This is a genomic window from uncultured Shewanella sp., assembly GCF_947501665.1.
In the GTDB taxonomy this organism is placed as follows: Bacteria; Pseudomonadota; Gammaproteobacteria; order Enterobacterales; family Shewanellaceae; genus Shewanella.
In genome coordinates, this window is record NZ_CANMWS010000004.1 from 129,163 (window position 1) to 150,529 (window position 21,367).

Annotated in this window: 15 protein-coding genes; 4 read left to right on the top strand and 11 right to left on the bottom strand. The window is 39.8% G+C overall.

Going from position 1 to position 21,367, the window contains the following annotated elements:
• Positions 1–28: 28 nt before the first annotated feature.
• From Q0976_RS04225 to Q0976_RS04235, 3 genes are all read right to left on the bottom strand, one after another.
• Positions 29–1,078, bottom strand: a complete 1,050-nt coding sequence (locus tag Q0976_RS04225) for an iron ABC transporter permease (protein WP_299491306.1) — start codon at positions 1,076–1,078, stop codon at positions 29–31.
• Entirely contained in the window at positions 1,065–1,916 is an 852-nt protein-coding gene (locus Q0976_RS04230) for an ABC transporter ATP-binding protein (protein WP_299491309.1), read from the bottom strand. Before Q0976_RS04230 ends, Q0976_RS04225 begins: the two co-directional genes overlap by 14 nt.
• A 64-nt stretch (positions 1,917–1,980) precedes the next feature.
• Complete coding sequence (locus Q0976_RS04235) at positions 1,981–2,625, bottom strand: histidine phosphatase family protein (RefSeq protein ID WP_299491311.1); 645 nt, start codon at positions 2,623–2,625, stop codon at positions 1,981–1,983.
• A gap of 297 nt (positions 2,626–2,922) precedes the next feature.
• On the opposite strand from Q0976_RS04235, the gene metH reads away from it, so the two are divergent.
• A complete protein-coding gene (gene metH, locus Q0976_RS04240) occupies positions 2,923–6,672 on the top strand; it encodes a methionine synthase (protein ID WP_299491313.1) in 3,750 nt (1,249 codons plus the stop codon).
• Positions 6,673–6,741: 69 nt separating this feature from the next.
• Here metH and Q0976_RS04245 read toward each other — a convergent pair whose 3' ends face one another.
• Together Q0976_RS04245 and Q0976_RS04250 are read right to left on the bottom strand one after the other, a co-directional pair.
• Entirely contained in the window at positions 6,742–8,073 is a 1,332-nt protein-coding gene (locus Q0976_RS04245; RefSeq protein WP_299491315.1) for a BamA/TamA family outer membrane protein, read from the bottom strand.
• Positions 8,074–8,240: 167 nt separating this feature from the next.
• Positions 8,241–8,435 carry a hypothetical protein gene (locus Q0976_RS04250; protein ID WP_299491317.1) on the bottom strand — a complete coding sequence of 65 codons (195 nt, stop codon included), beginning with the start codon at positions 8,433–8,435 and terminating at the stop codon, positions 8,241–8,243.
• A gap of 955 nt (positions 8,436–9,390) precedes the next feature.
• Here Q0976_RS04250 and Q0976_RS04255 point away from each other — a divergent pair.
• Both Q0976_RS04255 and Q0976_RS04260 read left to right on the top strand, forming a co-directional pair.
• Positions 9,391–10,629: a hypothetical protein gene (locus tag Q0976_RS04255; protein WP_299491319.1), complete on the top strand. Its 1,239-nt coding sequence runs from the start codon at positions 9,391–9,393 to the stop codon at positions 10,627–10,629.
• A gap of 414 nt (positions 10,630–11,043) precedes the next feature.
• Positions 11,044–13,467: a hypothetical protein gene (locus Q0976_RS04260; RefSeq protein WP_299491321.1), complete on the top strand. Its 2,424-nt coding sequence runs from the start codon at positions 11,044–11,046 to the stop codon at positions 13,465–13,467.
• A gap of 52 nt (positions 13,468–13,519) precedes the next feature.
• On the opposite strand, the gene Q0976_RS04265 is transcribed toward Q0976_RS04260, so the two are convergent.
• The 6 genes from Q0976_RS04265 to Q0976_RS04290 form a co-directional block, all read right to left on the bottom strand.
• The gene (locus Q0976_RS04265; RefSeq protein WP_299491482.1) at positions 13,520–14,290 is read right to left on the bottom strand and encodes an ABC transporter permease; all 771 of its coding nucleotides are present in this window, start codon (positions 14,288–14,290) and stop codon (positions 13,520–13,522) included.
• An 8-nt stretch (positions 14,291–14,298) separates the two neighbouring features.
• Positions 14,299–15,231 (bottom strand): ABC transporter ATP-binding protein, encoded by a 933-nt coding sequence (locus tag Q0976_RS04270; protein WP_299491324.1) that lies wholly within the window; start codon positions 15,229–15,231, stop codon positions 14,299–14,301.
• 302 nt (positions 15,232–15,533) lie between these two features.
• Positions 15,534–16,064: a hypoxanthine phosphoribosyltransferase gene (hpt, locus tag Q0976_RS04275; RefSeq protein WP_299491326.1), complete on the bottom strand. Its 531-nt coding sequence runs from the start codon at positions 16,062–16,064 to the stop codon at positions 15,534–15,536.
• 43 nt (positions 16,065–16,107) lie between these two features.
• Positions 16,108–16,773 carry a flavin prenyltransferase UbiX gene (locus tag Q0976_RS04280; RefSeq protein WP_299491329.1) on the bottom strand — a complete coding sequence of 222 codons (666 nt, stop codon included), beginning with the start codon at positions 16,771–16,773 and terminating at the stop codon, positions 16,108–16,110.
• A 39-nt stretch (positions 16,774–16,812) separates the two neighbouring features.
• A complete protein-coding gene (gene mpl, locus Q0976_RS04285; protein WP_299491331.1) occupies positions 16,813–18,234 on the bottom strand; it encodes a UDP-N-acetylmuramate:L-alanyl-gamma-D-glutamyl-meso-diaminopimelate ligase in 1,422 nt (473 codons plus the stop codon).
• 183 nt (positions 18,235–18,417) lie between these two features.
• Entirely contained in the window at positions 18,418–19,680 is a 1,263-nt protein-coding gene (locus Q0976_RS04290; protein ID WP_299491333.1) for an alpha/beta hydrolase, read from the bottom strand.
• Between the two features lie 408 nt (positions 19,681–20,088).
• On the opposite strand from Q0976_RS04290, the gene Q0976_RS04295 reads away from it, so the two are divergent.
• Positions 20,089–21,366, top strand: a complete 1,278-nt coding sequence (locus Q0976_RS04295; protein ID WP_299491485.1) for an amidohydrolase — start codon at positions 20,089–20,091, stop codon at positions 21,364–21,366.
• Position 21,367: the final 1 nt, after the last annotated feature.

Sequence of the window (21,367 nt, forward strand, 5' to 3'; positions counted from 1 at the left end):
ATTTATCAATAATCAATCACACTGACATTTACCCTTCTTGCTGACGACTTTTCAATATAAACAAGAAAAAGATACTGCCAATAACGGCGGTAATAATCCCTACAGGTAACTCTTGATAACTCAATAATGTTCTTGCCACTACATCAACCCAAATCATAAAAATCCCGCCAAGTGCCCCCGTTAATATCAAAGACAACTGCCCTGGAAATAATAAGCGTATGATATGTGGGATCATGAGCCCCACAAACCCAATCCCGCCGCAAGAAGCAACCAAGGTTGCCGTAATCACCGAACACAGGATTAGCATACCAAGCCTTAATAACGAAACATTAATACCTAAAGTATGCGCCGTTTCATCCCCCATTTTCATGGCGATAATAGAGCGTTGGAACAACAATATAATGGCAGTACAACATACCACAACTAAAGCAGGTAACATGAGTCCTGACCATGTGGCCTTAGCAAAACTCCCTAAACTCCAAAAAAGTACCGAAGCAGCCGCTTGAGGAGAAGAAAAATACAGCATTAAACTGCTCAAAGCACCAAACATAAAAGACACGGCAACCCCAGAAAGTAGCATACGCTCGACTTGCCGTCCGACATCGTTACCGCACATGCTCAATACAATAAATACCGATAAGCCCGCCCCTATTAACGCACCGATTGGCAACCCTATCCAAGTTAGTCCATAGTGAGACAATACACCTTGACCTAATAATGTCAGTACTACAACGGCCCCAAAAGAGGCACCAGATGAAATGCCAAACAAATAGGGATCAGCCAAAGGGTTACGTGTCACCGTTTGCAATACGCTACCAGCAATAGAAAGGCCTGCTCCCGCAATCAATGCCAACAACACTCGAGGTAATCTCAACTCGATGATAATACGATCTTTTAACCCTACAGGCTCATTGATACCAAACAAATGGACATTTAAACTATGAATAACATCGGTATAACGAATGTCTGCGGCACCAAAACTGGCTGCACATAGCAGAGAAAAAATAACAAACAGTAATCCTAAAGGGATCCCAGAAAAACGCAAAATACGTTTGAAATATTGGCTAAGTAATAACATTTAGCGGATTATTTTCCTTATCATGTTCACAAGAATCGTCATTATCATATCCATAAAAATAACAAATGAGTGGTTTCCCATGCTGTGGATGAGAATGAACTTCACAGCACACGTCAAATACATTAGATATCGTCGCTTCTGTTAATACTTGCTCAGGTGTCCCATGAACAACGACTTGTCCCTTTTCCAATAATAATAACGAATCACAGAGTGCACTGGCTAAATTTAAATCATGAATAGAGATAATCACACTGATATTCAATGAGCGTAATAACTCCAGCGTTTGAATTTGATAACGAATATCAAGATGATTGGTCGGTTCATCTAAAATCAATAATTGAGGATCTTGTACTATCGCTCTCGCAATCAACGCCCGTTGTTTTTCCCCTCCAGATAAAGATTCAAACACTTGGGATGCTTTATCCAGCAACCCCACTTTCACTAATGCACTATTAATAGTGACATCATCAGTTGCCCTATGAGAATCAAATACCCCCTTATGGGGTGTTAACCCTAATGCCACTAATTGACGGGTCGTCATATCAAAATGCTGAGGCGTATCTTGTAATACCACAGCCACTTTTCTAGCAAATACCTTTGACGATAACGACAAAATATTCTGATTAAATAATTCAATATGACCTGAAGTCGGTTTCAAATAACGATATAGACAACGCAACAGGCTCGACTTTCCCGCGCCATTAGGCCCGATTATGCCTAAGACTTCTCCCGCTGTAAGGTTAAAATGAATATTAGATAAAATGGATCGTGTATTAACCTGCCAATGAAGGCCTTGCACCGATAATACATTGGGTTCTTGATGGGTAAAATTGCTCATTAATTCACAATAGCCTAACGATAAATAAATGGATAAACATCATTTAACCTCTCCCTTGCTCAACTCAGCCTAATATAGGCCAATGCAGTCGAGAATAAAATTGAACACCCTCTGTCTGATGGGCATTCACGTCATGTTTTTCATCACAGTGAGTATAAACTTCAACATTGACCATAGCACCATACCCCAAAGCCAGTTGACTATAAATACCTGCACAGCGTTTAACGCCTAATACCCGTGACATGATATGCCGAATCACTCCTCCATGAGCAACCACTAAGACTGCTTTGCCCATAAAATCATGTGATAGCTGCCGCCAGACACGGTCAATACGATGCTCAAACATCAGCATAGACTCTCCATTAGGCGGTGTTTCACTCCAAGGGTTCTGCCAATAACGCTCTAAAGCTGACTCTGCTTTAGCATAAAGATCATTAAAAGTTTGCCCGTCCCAATCGCCAAAATCCATCTCTTGTAACCCATCATTAATATGCACATCAACACCTATTTTCAGCTGTAATTGATGAGCGAATTCGGCGCAACGACGTAAAGGTGAACTCACCACAACATCAGGTACATTAGGCAATTTTAACACTGCAGTGTGCATTTGTTGCCAACCATTCATTGACAAAGGCACATCCACTCGCCCTCTTAAAATATTTCCCCCTTCACATTCTCCATGCCTAAGTAAAAAAAATTGTGTTTTCATATTGCCCCTTAAACCATCACTCATCTTCAATGAAAAACCATAAAAAAACAAATCAACAACAGTGAAGATATCACCTGTAAACACAAAAATAACCCTTGATGTTAAGGCTTGCGCTTTAAGGATGAATTCACGTAGTATGGCCGTCTATACGTATAAATGTCTAAAGTAAATAGTCGTCTTTACGGTATAACCGCATTTAAGCGAGTAAACTTATCTATATTAGCTGTATTCAATGCAATCAATAACAGACAATATCGATAATGGCTAAAGTTATCCCGTACACAATAGGAATAAATCATGGCAGCACAATCCTCAACATTACCCCATCCCAACCATTCAACTATTTCCATCGTTGATAAAACGGCTCAGCTAGAAACTCAGCTTGAAAATGGGATCTTAATGCTGGATGGCGCAATGGGCACCATGATCCAAGGTTATAAATTTGAAGAAGCAGATTTTAGAGGCGAGCGCTTCAAAGATTGGCCGAGTGATGTCAAAGGTAATAATGACTTATTGGTCCTAACCCAAGCAGAGACCATTAAACAAATTCATAAAGATTATTTACTCGCTGGCGCTGATATCACCGAAACCAATACTTTTAATGCTACCCGTATTGCCATGGCAGACTATGACATGCAGGCATTATCGGCTGAAATTAACCTTGAAGGTGCCCGTCTAGCCAAAGCTGCAGCGACGGAAGTGATGGCAGAAACCGGCCGTAAATGCTATGTCGCAGGTGTACTCGGCCCAACCAATCGAACCTGCTCGATTAGCCCTGATGTGAACGATCCTGGCTTTCGTAATGTGAGTTTTGATGAATTAGTGGAAGCTTATATTGAATCCATTAACGCACTCATCAATGGTGGCGCAGATATTCTTATGGTTGAAACCATTTTTGATACTCTCAATGCCAAGGCCGCTTTATTTGCTATCGAAACTGTTTTTGACACCTTAGGTGCACGTTTACCTATCATGATCTCTGGCACCATTACCGATGCCTCAGGCAGAACCTTAACAGGGCAAACCACAGAAGCCTTTTATAATTCACTGCGCCATGTTAAACCACTCTCTATTGGCCTTAACTGCGCATTAGGGCCCAAAGAACTTCGCCCTTATGTCGAAGAGTTATCTAAAATAGCAGAATGTTTCGTCTCCGCTCATCCCAACGCCGGTCTACCCAATGAATTTGGCGGCTATGATGAAACACCTGAAGAAATGGCCGACGTTATTCAAGAATGGGCAGCTGAAGGCTTTCTTAATATCGTGGGTGGCTGTTGTGGCACAACACCTGCGCATATTAAAACAATCCGCGATGCCGTTATAAAGCATCCAGCTCGAAAGAAGCCTGACTTACCTGTAGCTTGCCGTCTATCTGGATTAGAGCCGCTTAATATTGATGAGCACTCTTTATTTTTAAATGTGGGTGAGCGGACCAATGTCACAGGCTCAGCCCGTTTTCTTCGCTTAATCAAAGAAGGTGAATTTGAAACCGCCTTAGATGTAGCCCGCGATCAAGTGGAAAATGGCGCACAAATCATCGATATTAATATGGATGAAGGCATGCTTGATGGCGTTGAGATCATGCATAAATTTTTAAATCTCGTTGCCTCAGAACCTGACATTTCCCGCGTGCCCATTATGATTGACTCCTCAAAGTGGGAAGTCATCGAAGCCGGTCTCAAATGTATACAAGGTAAAGGGATCGTCAATTCTATTTCCCTTAAAGAAGGTGAAGAGAAATTTATTGAGCAAGCCAAATTGGTCAAACGCTACGGCGCCGCGGCGATTATTATGGCCTTTGATGAAGTCGGTCAAGCCGATACCAAAGCACGTAAAGTTGAAATATGCACTCGCGCTTACCGCGTATTGGTTGATAAAGTCGGCTTCCCCCCCGAAGATATTATTTTCGACCCTAATATTTTTGCCATTGCCACAGGTATTGAAGAGCACGATAATTACGCGGTTGACTTTATCGAAGCCACTCGCGAAATCAAACAAACATTGCCCCATGCCATGATCTCTGGCGGTGTCTCTAACGTTTCCTTTTCCTTTCGGGGTAACAATCCCGTACGTGAAGCCATTCATGCCGTCTTTTTATATCATGCCATTCAAGCAGGCATGGACATGGGCATAGTCAATGCCAGTCAACTCGCGATCTATGATGATATCGACAGTGAATTAAAGCAACAGGTTGAAAACGTGGTGCAAAACTTACCTTGCCCCATAACCGATTCCTCCAATACTGAACAGTTACTTGAGATTGCCGAAAAATTCAGAGGTGATGGCAGCCAAGCCGCCAAGAAAGAAGATATAGAATGGCGTAACTTACCCGTTAATGAGCGCTTAGCTCATGCCCTGGTAAAAGGAATAACAGAGTTTATTGATGAAGACACTGAAGAAGCAAGACAACAAGCCAGTCGCCCTTTGGATGTGATTGAAGGTCCGCTAATGGATGGCATGAACATTGTTGGCGATCTCTTTGGCTCAGGCAAAATGTTTTTACCGCAAGTGGTCAAATCCGCTCGCGTCATGAAAAAAGCCGTGGCCTATTTAAACCCTTATATTGAACTTGAAAAAGTCGAAGGTCAGTCTAACGGTAAGATTTTAATGGTCACAGTAAAAGGCGATGTACACGATATTGGTAAAAATATTGTCGGTGTCGTCTTAGCCTGTAACGGTTATGAAGTCATTGATTTAGGCGTCATGGTGCCCGTTGAGAAAATTATCGACACTGCGATTGCTGAAAAAGTGGATATCATTGGCATGTCAGGGCTCATTACCCCAAGTCTTGATGAGATGGTACACAACGTCAAAAGCTTTTATAAAGCAGGGCTCTCTATTCCTTCCATCATTGGTGGTGCGACCTGCTCTAAAATTCATACCGCCGTTAAAATCGCCCCTCATTCGCCCACAGGCGCCATTTATATTGCCGATGCGTCCCGTGCTGTGCCTATGGTGTCAAAACTCATTAATAATGACACTCGCCAAGCGACCATTGATGAAGCTTACGCTGAGTATCAAGCCATGAGGGACAAACGTAACGCACAGACTAAACGTAAAGTCATTACCAGCATTGAAAAAGCACGAGAAAATCGCTGCCTTCATGACTGGGAAAACTATACCCCTTTTGTGCCTAATCAGTTGGGCAGACAAGTATTTGATGATTATCCATTGACCGATCTGGTTGAGCGTATCGATTGGACCCCTTTTTTTAGAAGCTGGGAGCTTCATGGCCACTACCCTAAGATCCTTGAAGATAAAGTCGTCGGTGTCGAAGCGAAGAAGTTGTTTGCAGACGGCCAAGCCATGCTAAAAAAAATTATTGATGAAAAATGGTTAACGGCTAAGGCTGTCATCGGCTTATTCCCTGCCAATACGGTTAACCATGATGATATCGAACTCTACACCGATGAGTCTCGCGATACTCTTGAAATGACCACCCATCATTTACGCATGCAAATTCAACGTGTTGGCAACGACAACTTTTGTCTCGCTGATTTTGTCGCACCTAAAGAAAGCGGCGTCGCCGATTATATGGGCGGCTTTGCCGTGACAGCAGGACATGGCATTGATGAGCATGTAGCCCGTTTCGAAGCCGATCACGATGATTACAGTGCCATCATGTTAAAATGTCTCGCCGATAGGCTTGCCGAAGCGTTTGCCGAGCGTATGCATGAAAGGGTACGTAAAGAATTTTGGGGCTACGCCGCCGATGAAACCCTAAATAATGAAGAGCTTATTAGAGAGAAATATAAAGGTATACGCCCAGCCCCCGGTTATCCTGCCTGCCCAGATCACACCGAAAAAGGCTTATTATGGGCATTATTAAAACCTGATGACACCATTGGTCTCAATATTACTGAAAGTTATGCCATGTTTCCCACGGCAGCTGTATCAGGCTGGTATTTTGCCCACCCCAAATCACGCTATTTTGGCGTCACCAATATTGGCAAAGATCAAGTTGAAGATTATGCGAAACGTAAAAATATGACCATCACTGAAACTGAGCGTTGGCTAATGCCAGTGCTTGATTACGATCCAGAATAAAGCGCATAACCTGACACATTCAGCGCGATTTTCCTATCGCGCTGAATGTATTACTTGTCACGAACAAGGTCAAAAAGGATGATCTATCATCACCCATGCATTGGTAGATTCATCAGAATGCGCGATATCAGCCCTAACGACGATCCCCGCCGTTAATGCACGCAATGAAAAACCATAGTCCACTTTCAAATTCGATAACAAATCTTTGGCAGTATAGTGTTCAGCAACTCTTCCTGCTTCAACAAATCCCACGAGTTGAAACCAATCTAAATGCAAAAAACGCAGCCAATTAACATCCTCAACGGGATTGTACTTCAACGTATAACGGTACTCAGCTGTACCATATATGACAGACTGACTGCTGAAGCGATTTTGATCGTACCCTCTTAAACGGTAAAAACCCCCTAAGGTTGCGCCCTCATTATAAGGGGCGTTATCAATAATTTTTCGCCCGCCTTGCGCATCATACTCTAATGCCCATGAAGGTGACTTTCCCGTCCAGAAGTCCAATGCTAATATTCGTTGACTGGCATGCTCAGACTCCCCAAAAGAAAAATACTGACTCATCTCAAAATCAACAAATGTCCATTGATAATCGGAATTAAGCCAACTTATATCTTGTGAGTAAGCAATATATTGTCGACTCCCTTGAGTTGGATTCACAGGAAAGTCGGTATTGTCATATAGCACCCCCAATTCAGCCGCTCGAATGCTGCCATCAACTGGGTTAGTTTCAAATTCAAAACGTTGGTAGCGGTTAAATTGTCTTAGCATTAATATCGTCACACCACGAGTCAAAGGATCCCATCGCCCACCTCCACTTGGAGAAGAGACTAATAATCCATTTTTTAATTGATAAGACATCAATGCATTTTTCTGAGCTGAACCGATAGGCAACACATATTCCAACTTCACATCAAACCAATTCGATGCACCATCAGCCTGCAAATATTGCTCATTGGAAGAAGCATTACTGCCCGGTAACGGCGTATCGGCTGGCGTAAAATCTAAACTCCCTCCTGTATAGGCTCTTTGATCAGGATAATAGCCAAAAAAACCATAAGCACTTAAATAAAAACGCTCCGTTGAAGCCACTTGATAATTCCAAACCCCACCTCCTATACCTTGACTCTCTTCCCCAGCAAAAGCCGTCGCCCCCATTGTCATTTGCTCTTGAAAAGCCCCTTTAAGCATCCCTCCGATCCCCAGATTAAGCCCTAAAGAATCCGTACTAAAAGCATAAGGCAACACCAACGTTTGAAATTTTCTATCCACTGAGTGAGATAAGTCAATACGCGTTTTCACTCTGGCTGCGGGCGCAGCCTTGCTAACAGGTACCATCAATAAGCAGAGTGAAATGCTCACAATCATAAAAATAAGCCGAGCTAAAAATGCATTCATAAGCACCATCAAGTGAGTTCAAAACCATTTAGCCACTCGATACTACAAAGCCACACATAGAATAGGCCATCAGCGACAGCTTAACATCTTTATCCATTCTGCTTAAAAATGCATTGCTATACCCAAGATAGTTCGCCTATTCCACTCTTGCAAAAGTTTACACTGACTTACTGCTTTTCGAGCACACTAGATACTTGATAAACCAAATACCCCACAGCAAAAGCCACCAATGGACACGCTTTATAGATAAGCCCTTCTAAAGGACGATGATGAGACCCATGAACAGGGGAATAATAGAGCAGCAATAGGGCAACAATAATAGCAACAAACGAAGATAATATGATTTTAACTGATGTTTTCATATAAAAGTTCCTTTTTAAAACATCTAAAATAGTGTGAAATCCAACCTTAAAAGACGCTCAGCACCTCCTGTGCTTCTCAGTCTTATCATATCAATAATAAATTATGCTTTACCAGAGAAAATACCAATCATTTAATGCATAGCAATGATTTTTAATAATAATTAACCTTACATAAACAAGGTTAATTCAAATAAGTCGTAGGGGTTGTTGATCTTTCGTGGTCAAATGATATTCGAACTAAACGTGTTTTAATCACGGCGTAGTGAGTGCAGCCTAGTCTTCTATACCCCTTTCTTTTATAAAAGAGGTCTACAACAAAGAGTAAAATACGTTTAGTGAATCCTTCGAACAGCGCTTGTGGTGCAGCAAATGAGCACCAAAGATCAACAGCCCCTAATGTTTATGTATCCAAAAATACCATCTCCCCAAAAAACCAACCTTAACGAAAAACAATCATGACAAATTGAAAATAATAATCTCATTGTGTCCACCTTAATTCAACGCACATGTAAACGTAAACAAAGAAAACATTTGTTACATAAAAGATGACTACCTAAGCAAAACTGCACAATAATTGATCAACAAATATGCAAGTGAAAAGATTTATGTAAATTAATGTTCATTAATTATTAAGGTTAGCCCATTTAATTTAAAACAAACGCCTATTAAGGATAAAAACTTGAAATTAATCTTTCATCCATTATATGGTGTATTAAATAAAGTTAATATCATAGACAATAAAAATTATTTATATAGGACAGATAATAAAATAACAGATAATAAAATAACAGATAATGACATTAAAATTAAATAAAAATTAAATAATAACAAGTTATATAGGGTGAACATAATTAAAATAACATCCGTAAAATATAAAAAAGTAAAAAATAAAAAAGTAAAATAAACAACCCAATAAAGTCTCGATCTATAATAACGATTATAAAGAGGTTAGCTCATGATAAATAAAAAGATACTCTTTTTTTCAATTATATACTTACTCTCTAATGTGACTTATGCCAATAGTGACCCTATGGTATTAGGGGCAGATTCGACAACTTATGATGGAAAAGGTGGCATCAATGTCACCTTAACGCTAACAGGGGATAACGATGGTAGAGTTTGTATTGCAATCCCTTTCATCAAAATAATCCATAAATATATCTCTTGGGACTATGATTATAGTCAAACGGATTGGTCTGATCTTAATCAAGATGATTCTATTGCAGGTTTCCCTGAAACGGGAGAAGAAGTCACTTGGAGTGAAAGTAACTACGAAGATGACAATGTAAAATCATTATGTAAAAGTAAATCGGGTTCGGGATCAATCAAAGAAGGCGGTATTGAGGTCTTCAAATGGGATGACTTAAGCACTTGGCGAGCCAATGCCAAAAATGCCGGCTTAGACACACAATATGATGGCGTTATGCAAGTCAATATTCCTGCTGGTAGCACTTTACTCAAAGGTAAAACCTTAGATATCACCGAGGATGTATTAGATTTAGAAGTAAACCTTTATGCCACCATGATAAGGCGAAATAATGGCAGCTTTAAAGACATCAGTAAGGTTGCGATCCCAATCACAATTTCAGGCGTCGATGATGTGGCAGTGATCCCTGGCGGATGGAGCTTTCCCGCAGTTATCGGCGCGCCAGCTGTTTATGATGTATCAACAGGAAATCGTGTCGCTTGTCTCGCCATTAAAGGAGAAAGTCAGTGTCTTAATGCAACATCGTCAGATGAAGAAAATGTCTTTCCTGCCTCCATCACACGCACCGATGAATATTTTGAAAACTTGACCATGCTACGCTGTGGCTCTGCAACAGGCAATGAGGCTGAGCAAGGATATACATCATTATTTACGCAATCGGGAACCGATGGCTATAGTGACAACGGTTGGTGCTCTCAACTGAATAACCTCACTCGTAACTGGAAAAATGTCATTAGTGCTCTTGGTCAAGCTTGGATTGTCAGCGAAAACCCTTATACAGGTACTTTAGAGTGCTTATCCCAAGGAACGGGGTCTTGTTTAAATAAGCATGTCATTGCCGATAAAGACATCATCATATCTGCACTAGCATCGAACACATCAAGAATGAAGGTTGAAGTGTTAGCTATCGACTCGAGTACGTTATGCCACTATAAAGACGGACAAATTAATACTTGTCCTAGTGAACTTTTAACGGTTTTTGACTAAAAAATAGAAGTAATGACATCACATACTTATCTATTTAAGTCAGTGTCATAATATTCCATTTCCATACAGATAAACACCGACAAAAGGAATAGATAAAAACATAACACTCTTCCAAGATAAAAATAAAGATAAAGATAAAGATAAAGATAAAGATAAAAAACATTATTGATCCAAGTTCATTTACATCTATTAGCAAATACTTAGGTGTCGATACCGTCACAAAAATACCTTACATTAAAGACAGTGTTAATTTCATCGCATCGACATTAAATTAAAAAATAATAATTCTTTTATTATTCAAAGTATTGTTGTTATTTTGAATAAATACTCTTATTTTTACATTTCTACTTTTTGTCACATAGCTGTCATCAATTAAAAATATAATGACACCAACAAAAAACTTATAATTTTGATGTGATGATTATAATAAAAACAGGAAAAAAAATAACAAGAAAGCTCACCGTTATATTCATCACCTTCTTTTTGTGTTTACTACCGACTATATCACAAGCAAGTTTTTTTAATAAAATTATTAAAGAAGTCAAATCCATTGTTGATCCCAGTAGTAATAATTTTTTTATTAATTATTTAAGCATCAATACCATCACTAAAGTCCCTTACATTAAAGACACAACAAATTTTGTGAAAGATATTGCCAACTCAGCCGTTAAAAGTGGCTCAGCCAGCACTGTCAACTATTTAAATTCGGGTATTACGGAAATCACCAACCAAGTACAAGATGCTAAAATAATTAAAAATTTAGACCCCGGACTGACAACATTTATTAGTACCATAAATACAATGGACATTCCTCAATTACTCGGGGCTCTCCCGATTAGTGATGCACAAGCTTGGGGAGAAATGGCGCTTAATGTGATTAATGGATTTACAGATTGCCTATCTAATGCTGCCAATACAGCAAGCAATAATGCAGCACAAGGTACGGTTGAAGGACTCACTTGTTTTTCTCAAGCTGCAACCATGATGAAAGCGATGATAGAAAACATCATCGCCATTCGAAAGGTCATTCGCTATATCAGGCAAGTCGCAAACGGTAAACATAATGACGACTTAACCGAAATACTGACATTACTAGATGATAGATCAGCCCTCAATGCCATAAAATTAGTCCGATCATTTAAGATTAAATTCAACATGAATAATTCCCTCTCAAATGATGCGAACAAACAACTGTTCTTTGATCAATTTTCAACTATTGATGAAATACGCAATAGCTCTTCATTTGATAATGGTAGCAGCAACAGCTATATCGCTTCATTAAGCAGCGCTTGTGAAAATATTGCACTACCCGGACTTTGTGATGATGCCGATAAAGCAACCCAATTTAATCGTTTTAATATGCAAGAATTTGGATTGAGCGATACGGAATTACAAACAAGAAAAGCACAATTTATATTATTAATGCAGCACAGTTTTGGACAAGCCTTCGATAACATATCCATAACTGGTAATACTGATGATATGACAAATAGGCTCAATCAAGCTATGTATGAAAATGATCCCCTCAGTGATGGTATTGATAGGCGGATCCCATATTTAGTGAGTAATGAGTTACTCGATGGGGGGCCAGGTGCTTTTATTTATAATGATGATGACGGCATTATCTTACTTAACGAAAACTTATTTAATATGGAAGGGTTAGAGGAAGAAGAAAAGTCACAAATTGTTGAAGTCTATGTTGAAGAGCTAGGGCATTATCTCAATTTCATGCGTTGTAAATTAAATGATATTTCTATGGATAACTGTGATGTCATCGGTGATGCTGGGGCGCGTTTTCAAGAAGCCGCTTTACTCGACGCAGAAGATCTAAACACACAACTTAATACCTTAAACCAATATGAAAGTAATAATCCTAAAGTTTTCACCTTAGGCAATAATGGCGGAGATTTACATTATGAAACCTTCCCTAGCATTACAGATATGCAAACAGCATTAGCGAAGAAAAATATGAGTTTCCGCTGGCGTCTACGTGCTCAAGTGGCATTTAAAAGCAAATTAGTCGGCTCAGGTGTTGACAGTAAAGCTATGCTTGAACTCAGGTATTATCCACCTCAATGGCTTCCAGCAAATACTTATGATCCCAAAAATACTTGTACATCCTGCGTTGTTGCTGTCGGTAAATTACAGGTTCGTCTCGCCGATCAAGTCTATACAAAATCAGGCGCCAGTACTTCAGATACCGGAGAGGAGCGTATGATTGTCGGTCAAGCAGGGCTATCAAGAGGTCACTCAATCATTTTTCCTATGGTAGTAAAACAAAGAAAAAATGGCCGCAATGTATTTGATACCAAAATAATGAAACAATACGCCCAGTATAAATTCGACCAATCCCTCTATGCTAATGCCTATGTCAAAATGTTTGGCTCAATCATACCCAGTGCAGTCGGGACCAACTTTGATAGCCTGATGCTCACAGGAAAAGCCGGCCCCAACACCACTTGGCCACTTCATCGCTCTAAGGATATCGCAGCAGGAATGGGGGTTGGAGCGCTTATGGCGAGCGTTGGTTGTGGCGTTGGCGGCTATCTTGGCTCTTATATGGGTGAACAAATTGATGGTTGTATTGCAGGCAGTCAGGTGGGGGAAGCGATGGGAGTGTTTACTTATGGAGCATTATCAAAAGCCGCCACTTCTTATGCTACGGCCGGTGTTCGAATCGGTATACGCATGAAGTCGGGTAGCTTTTTCTCTGATGCTATAACCAGTGCAGTAAAAGCAACAGGCTATCAAGCCGAAACACTTTGGGATTCAAGCGGCGCATTCTCCGTTGAGATCCGTAATGAACTTAATTATACCGCCGCAAAATGGACACCATGAAATAAATAAAAAAAAACGCCTAAAAAAGGCGGTTTTTCAATATTTAAATCATTTAGCTTCTGAGGCCAATGCCTTTAGAAATTAGATAATAGGCCACAAACCAAAAGCTTAGGCAAAAGGTAATCATTATTCCAATGGAAAAAGGCACGCTCATATCAGCAATACCTAAAAATCCATATCGAAACGCATTGATCATATATACTACAGGATTTAACGTCGATACTCCTTGCCAAAATGATGGCAACAAAGAAAGCGAGTAAAATACGCCACCTAAATACGTCAATGGCGTCAATACAAAAGTCGGAATAATACTGATATCATCGAAGCTTTTTGCAAAAACCGCATTGATTAATCCCGCTAAAGAAAACAGAATCGATGTGATCACAACCGTCAAGATCACTAAAGGTAAATTATGCAGTGATAAATTCACAAAACATAAAGCTACCGTTGTCACAATCAAGCCCACCAAAAGCCCTCTGACCACCCCTCCACCGACATAGCCCGCTATCATGACGTAATGAGGCACGGGTGCGACCATCAATTCTTCTAAATTACGTTGAAACTTTGCACTGAAGAAAGACGATGCCACATTGGAATAAGAGCTAGTGATCACCGACATCATAATCAAACCCGGCGCAATAAACTCCATATAAGAGACGCCACCCATCTCACCGATACGTTTACCAATTAAACTGCCAAAAATCAAAAAATACAACGTCATACTGATCGCTGGTGGCACAAGCGTTTGCACCCAGATGCGAGTAAAGCGAGTGATTTCTTTTGTTAATATACTTTTAAAGGCCGTAAAATATAATGCTCTCATATTCATGCTTAATTTCCTTTCGCCTTTTCAACTAACGTCACAAACAATTCCTCGAGGCGATTAGCTTTATTCCGCATCGATAACACATCAATATTTTGCCCACTTAATAATGAAAATACTTGGTTGATACTTTGATCTTTCTCAACATCCACCTCTAATGTATGAGGGGCTGTTAAACGCGTTGGAAAATCCGCCAGTATTGGCGCAGTTTCTCTATTTTCAGCTAAATCCAGTATAAAGGTTTCAAGGTGTAAACGACTCAATAATGCCTTCATCGTGGTATTTTCAACTAATTCCCCTTTATCAATAATGCCAATATGGCGACACAACATTTCAGCCTCCTCAAGATAATGGGTGGTCAAAATGATGGTGACGCCTTGTGCATTTAATTCTGTTAAAAATGTCCACATGGAACGACGTAATTCAATATCAACGCCCGCAGTAGGTTCATCCAAGATTAATAACTGAGGCTCATGCATCAATGCACGCGCAATCATTAACCTGCGTTTCATGCCACCAGACAGTTCCCTTGCACGACTATTTCGCTTTTCCCATAAATCCAGTTGGCCTAAATACTTCTGCGCTCGAACCAGTGCCTCTTTCTTAGGCACGCCATAATACCCTGCCTGATTCATCACAATTTGCAAAACAGTTTCAAAGGGATTGAAATTGAATTCTTGTGGAACCAAACCAATACACAGTTTGGCTAACTCTAACTCTGAATCTATATTATGTTTAAAAACAGATGCTTGGCCAGATGTTTTTTGTACTAAAGAGCTGATGATACCTATCGTAGTCGATTTACCCGCTCCATTGGGGCCTAATAGTGCGTAAAAGTCCCCTTTTTGCACTTTTAAACTAATGCCCTTTACGGCTTCAACGCCACCTTTGTAGGTTTTTTTCACCTCTTCAAGGACGAGAGCATACTCAATATTTTCCATTATATTTATCCGATAAAAAAGAAAAACGCCTACATGGGAGAGTGTTCTTTTGAAAGTAATAGATGAATGGCTAGTGTTGACAGAGAGTCAAACATATAGCTAAATCAATATAAAGCCTCAAACAATCATCAATCCTACCAAATCAAAAGCAATACTGACTAGCAAAACTTCCCCCTGTGAATAACCCTAATCCACAAAGGACTATCAAAAATAAAAAACTCCTGAATAGACAGGAGTTTAATAATAATATTAACAAAAAATAAATGCTAATATTCAATCATCATAAATAAGACCAATAAAATTTAATCTAGTGGCACTACTTTCGCAATATAAGGTAAATTACGATACTGTTCAGCATAATCAATACCATAACCTACAATAAATTCATCTGGGATCGTAAAGCCAACAAAATCAACAGGCACTTCAACTTCACGACGTTCAGGTTTATCAAGTAAAGTACACAAAGCCAAACTTTTAGGCTCTCGAAGCAACAACATTTCACGCACTTTATTCAACGTATTACCAGAGTCAATTAAATCCTCTACAATTAACACGTCTCTACCTTGAATTTCAGACTGAACATCTTTTAAAATTTTAACATCTCGAGAGCTGGTCATTGCATCACCATAGCTCGATACCGACATAAAGTCGATTTCAACATGACCTTTAATACGACGACATAAATCCGCCATAAAAACCACTGAGCCCTTTAATAATCCTACCATTAATAAACGCTCACTATTAGCATAATGCGCGTTTATGTTATCTGCTAATAATGCTAGTTTCTGATCAATCTCATCACTTGAGATCATTACTTCAGTCGTGTGTTTCATATCTCTCTCAATTCTCGATTTAACTTTATTAATGCTATGCGAATTATTTAGGGTTAGGGCCCCCTGATTCGTAACCCCAACGCTGTGCTAATGTATGCTCAACACCCAAATGATCCAATATTCGAGCGACCATGAAGTTTATCAGATCTTCAACCGATTTGGGATCATGATAAAAACCCGGAGCTGCCGGCATAATCGTTGCGCCTAATTTTGACAGCGACAACATATGCTCTAAATGAATGGCATTAAACGGTGTTTCCCTTGGCACTAGAAGCAATTGCCCCCGCTCTTTTAACACCACGTCAGCTGCACGCTCAAGTAAATGATTGCTCATTCCTGTGGCAACTGCGGCTAAAGTACCTGTACTGCAGGGACAGATCACCATTTGTTTTGGAGCCGCAGAACCTGATGCCGGAGGCGAAAACCACTCATCTTGCCCAAGCACACATAAATTCCCCAAAATCTCACTCGAGTCAATATCATAAACAGCAGAAAAATGTGCTAACAATTGCTGTTTAGCTTTATCAGCTTGGCTGTTAATTTTCAAATCACTCTCTGTTGCCAGCACCACTCTCGCCGCTTTTGAAATCATCAAAAACACTTGAAAGTCTGCTTGCAACAAGCAAAATAATAATTTTAATCCATAGGGCGCACCAGAGGCGCCAGTCCAAGCGAGACTAATTGTACGCTTGGAGCGTGTATAAGACATGATATTTCCTAAAACCTCAAAGTAAGTACTTATAACAGCTTATGCTGACATAACGTTATCACTGGACTGTAGAGCTTGAATTAAATCTTGATGTAATCCACCAAAGCCACCATTACTCATAATAATAATGGTATCACCACGTTGGGCCTTTGCGATGACTTGCATTATAATGTGTTCCAATTGAGATAACACATGCACAGGCATACTCGCTTTAGACATCACTTCTTGCATATTCCAATCTAAATTATCAGGTTGATATAAAAACACTTCATCAGCCCCTTCAAAGGAATTGACAAGTGTTTCTTTATGAACACCAGCCTTCATTGTATTTGATCTCGGTTCAATAATCAGCGTGATTTTAGCTGAGCCCACTTTAGCCCTCATGCCTGCAACCGATGTGGCAATCGCAGTAGGATGATGAGCAAAATCATCAAAAATAGCCACACCTTTAACCGTCTGCAATAATTCCATGCGCCTTTTCGGTGACTCAAACCGGCCCAACGCAGAAATAGCAGCATTCGGACTGACGCCAACATGTCTCGCGGCCGCAATTGCCATTACAGCATTATCAATATTATGCTGCCCAATAAGATCCCATTGCACCTTCCCCTGTATTTGCCCTTTAAAAAGCACCTCAAATGCGTGACCATCATTGACCATTGCCCGTCCCTGCCAATCAGCTTTATCATCCTGAGCAGTGCTTTTTGCTAAACTCATTGAAGGAAGTAAGGTTTCTTGCTCACTCCAACACCCCATATCCATCACATCTAATACAGCTTGATTGTTAACAGGCCAAATAATTTTCCCTTGACCAGGAACCGTTCGAATAAGGTGATGAAACTGTTTTTGAATCGCCCTTAAATCATCAAAAATATCTGCATGATCAAATTCCAAGTTATTAATCACTAAAGTACGAGGGCAATAATGGACAAACTTAGAACGTTTATCAAAAAAAGCACTATCGTATTCATCAGCTTCCACCACAAAAAAAGGCGACTCCCCTAAACGAGCCGATACACCTAAATTTTGTGGTACACCTCCAATCAAAAACCCCGGCGTATAACCACAATCTTCTAAGATCCACGCCAACATACTGGCAGTGGTTGTTTTACCATGAGTCCCAGATACCGCTAATACCCATTTATCCATCAAAATATGTTCGGCTAAAAATTGCGGACCAGAAGTATAAGGAATACCTTTATCAAGCACCGCCTCAACACAAGGATTACCTCGACTCATCGCATTGCCAATTACCACTAAATCTGGGTATTCATCTTCATTTATCCCCAATTGCTGTGGGTCATAACCTTGAGTGAGATCGATGCCTTGCTCTTGTAATTGCGTGCTCATGGGAGGATAAACGTTGAGATCACAACCTGTCACTTTGTGCCCTTTAGATCGTGCCAACAGGGCTAATCCGCCCATAAAGGTGCCACAAATACCCAAAATATGTAAATGCATAAACCTCTCTCTAACCATCAATAAAATAGGGGAATATGCTCGTTATTCTACCTGTTAATTAACCAGATACAAACTCAACCTATTTAGGTAAATAGGTCCCCCGATAAAACAGAGACTCAACATAAAATAAAATTAAACCCAGTTAAAGGTTAACCATCTGAATAATAGAATTAAAAGAGTAAGTCATTTGAACATATTTGGCGTTAACTGATATGACTCCTGTAAAAAATAGCCATGACCCGCATTATCATATAATGCTAACGATGCAATATTTGGGCTTGCTATATTGAGCGCATCAACCAATGACTGGCCATAACGATACTGTATAAAAAGATCTTTTTTAGCATGAACCACTTTGATATGACTCACTTGCTTCGATAAATTCGGACAAATTGAAATCACTCTATCAAGCGTCACTTTTTTTGTCTGACAAATCGCATCATTACCTGAAGCATTGTCAATATGATAGTGCTTATCTAATTCACTGTATCTATCCCAATCCCCAACTGTTTTTCTTTCTTGAATATAAACATTATTTGGGATCCCCCCATGCCACAAACCTCCTATTCTATTTTTCAAAAATAACCACCCAATTTTATCGTACTGATGGCTAAACTCAGGGGCCATTTCAACCTCTAATGTCTCACTCTTGGTGTTCAAAGTACAATCAATATAAGCACTCGAGCTATCTAAAGTCGGCTGCCCTTTATAGGGAAATAACAGCTGAAATAAATTTTTTTTCAATGTCCTTGCCAAATGCTCATACCAATATTGACCTAATGTTGATAATTCAACCGCAATACTTTTCACACATGGCGATGCATTACCAAAAGCAGTTCCTAAAGGTAGAGCTCCTTCACCACCCGGTTTTGTCGAAAACAGTATGACATGATTAACTTCTCGACTCTTACTCAACGGCTTAATTGACTTCAAGGCCACTAAAGTTCCCAAAGACCAACCCACCAAATGAACCTTTTCCCCAGTGATATTGGAATACTCATTAGGGAATAAATTCAATATCCCATTAATATTATGGGCAATACTGACAAAGTTAAACATATTGTCTTCAATAGGTTGAGTACCACCAATGCCAGGATAATCCATAAACAACAAATTATACTTACCAACAAGCTGCTTAATAAAAATAGGAGGCCAGTCAGGGAGGATTTGAGATAATCCGTTAAAAAATATGATGGTATCAGCAGTCCTAGGAGAGTCTGCCTCTATAATTAATATATTCATTTCACCACGTTGTGCTGTTATTTGATATTGAATGACATGTTCTTGATAATCAGCCAACGAATTGGGGAAGTGTTTTTTAAACTGACTAGCCTTTACCGCAACAGGTTTTTGCTCACTATACAGGCCATCATTTTGACGACAGGAAATAAGCAAGAATAAAAAGATTAATAATACATACCATTTTATCTTAAATACGCGACCCATGACTCAATTGAATCAATAAAAACATATTAAAACTATAGTCTAGTATTAACTTAATCTGAACTCGGGATAAACAACGCCGCTTAATACCACTATTTTTGTCCCTATCTGTGTTGTGTTTTCTGCTAATAGCCAGCTATTAGCCACGAAATCCCGTCTTGATATAGGCAAAAATATCAATATTCAGCCAAACTTAGACTTAAAGAACGGATGAAGAATGACTCCATTGATTAAATATCAATTATTTAAACAGCTTAACACTCATTATCCCGCGTTCAGGTTATTTACATGCAACATTTTCTTTGTCTAACATCAATATCATTAAGGACTCACTATGATTAAGGACTCACTATGATTAAATTCATCCTTTCTTTTTTTTATTTGCTTTTTTTATTGCCAATCACTGCTCCAATGGCCCAGCCTTTCTCAAAAGAAGCATTACAAACCTCGGTAACCGATGCTTTACCCCAGCTTGAAAAGAAATATTTATATTTCCACCAAAATCCAGAGTTATCTCAACAAGAAAAGCAATCATCAAAAATAATTGCCGACACACTATTAACGCTCGGCTTTGATGTGACTCAAAACATAGGGGGATATGGGGTCGTTGCATTGTATAAAAATGGAATCGGACCCACCATAATGATCCGCGCCGATATGGACGCACTTCCTATTACAGAGCAAACCAATAAAGCCTATGCTTCAACTCAAACAGCATTAGATAAAAACAATAATACCGTGGGCGTCATGCATGCTTGCGGTCATGATATTCATATGACGGTATTACTTGGCGCAGCAGAGCAACTCATTAAATTTAAACAAAACTGGCAAGGGACTCTCATGCTAGTCGCCCAGCCCGAAGAGGAAGTTGGAACTGGTGCCAATGCAATGTTAAAAGCTGGCCTTTTTAAAAAATTTGCTTTACCCGATGACATTATAGCCCTGCATGTCAGTGCCGATCTGGCTGCAGGCACTGTGGGGGTAATTTCAGGGGCTGCCATGGCCAGCGTTGATTCTATTGATATTATTGTTAAAGGTATTGGCGGGCATGGTGCTTATCCACAAATGACCAAAGATCCTATCGTCCTTGCCTCTCGTATTGTCCTTGCGCTGCAAACTATCGCCAGCCGGGAAATATCACCATTAGAGCCCAATGTTATGACCGTCGGCGCCATCAACGGCGGCAGCAAATATAATGTCATCCCCGATGAGGTCACACTTCAACTCACATTACGCTCATATAATCCCGATGTGAAAAAACAACAAGTTGCCGCTTTAAAGCGACTCGTAAAAGGCATTGCACTAAGTGCAGGTTTACCAAACAACTTAATGCCCGAAGTAAAAGTAAATGCCACCGAAACATCTGTTCCGCCCGTTTATAATGATCCAAATCTTAATAAAAAAATCACTCAAGCCTTAATCAATGAGCTAGGAAAGGCTAATGTTTTCACCGTTGCACCGGTTATGGCTGGAGAAGACTTCGGTTTATATGGGCTCACGCCAGAAAAGCGCCCAATAACTCTTTTTTGGTTAGGGGCCGTTAATCCAGAACAGTATACAAAAAGTCAAAAAAGTGGAAAACAACTGCCATCGTTACACTCATCATTATTCGCACCAGATTACCCTTTGGCCCTAACGACAGGTGTTAAATCAATGACAGCTATCAGTATTGATTTATTCAATCAATAAA

Excerpts from the sequence above, each read along its gene's own strand:
- Q0976_RS04225 (WP_299491306.1), bottom strand. The coding sequence starts at position 1,078 with ATGTTATTACTTAGCCAATATTTCAAACGTATTTTGCGTTTTTCTGGG.
- Q0976_RS04230 (WP_299491309.1), bottom strand. The coding sequence starts at position 1,916 with ATGAGCAATTTTACCCATCAAGAACCCAATGTATTATCGGTGCAAGGC.
- Q0976_RS04235 (WP_299491311.1), bottom strand. The coding sequence starts at position 2,625 with ATGAAAACACAATTTTTTTTACTTAGGCATGGAGAATGTGAAGGGGGA.
- metH (WP_299491313.1), top strand. The coding sequence starts at position 2,923 with ATGGCAGCACAATCCTCAACATTACCCCATCCCAACCATTCAACTATT.
- Q0976_RS04245 (WP_299491315.1), bottom strand. The coding sequence starts at position 8,073 with ATGAATGCATTTTTAGCTCGGCTTATTTTTATGATTGTGAGCATTTCA.
- Q0976_RS04250 (WP_299491317.1), bottom strand. The coding sequence starts at position 8,435 with ATGAAAACATCAGTTAAAATCATATTATCTTCGTTTGTTGCTATTATT.
- Q0976_RS04255 (WP_299491319.1), top strand. The coding sequence starts at position 9,391 with ATGATAAATAAAAAGATACTCTTTTTTTCAATTATATACTTACTCTCT.
- Q0976_RS04265 (WP_299491482.1), bottom strand. The coding sequence starts at position 14,290 with ATGAGAGCATTATATTTTACGGCCTTTAAAAGTATATTAACAAAAGAA.
- Q0976_RS04270 (WP_299491324.1), bottom strand. The coding sequence starts at position 15,231 with ATGGAAAATATTGAGTATGCTCTCGTCCTTGAAGAGGTGAAAAAAACC.
- hpt (WP_299491326.1), bottom strand. The coding sequence starts at position 16,064 with ATGAAACACACGACTGAAGTAATGATCTCAAGTGATGAGATTGATCAG.
- Q0976_RS04280 (WP_299491329.1), bottom strand. The coding sequence starts at position 16,773 with ATGTCTTATACACGCTCCAAGCGTACAATTAGTCTCGCTTGGACTGGC.
- mpl (WP_299491331.1), bottom strand. The coding sequence starts at position 18,234 with ATGCATTTACATATTTTGGGTATTTGTGGCACCTTTATGGGCGGATTA.
- Q0976_RS04290 (WP_299491333.1), bottom strand. The coding sequence starts at position 19,680 with ATGGGTCGCGTATTTAAGATAAAATGGTATGTATTATTAATCTTTTTA.
- Q0976_RS04295 (WP_299491485.1), top strand. The coding sequence starts at position 20,089 with ATGGCCCAGCCTTTCTCAAAAGAAGCATTACAAACCTCGGTAACCGAT.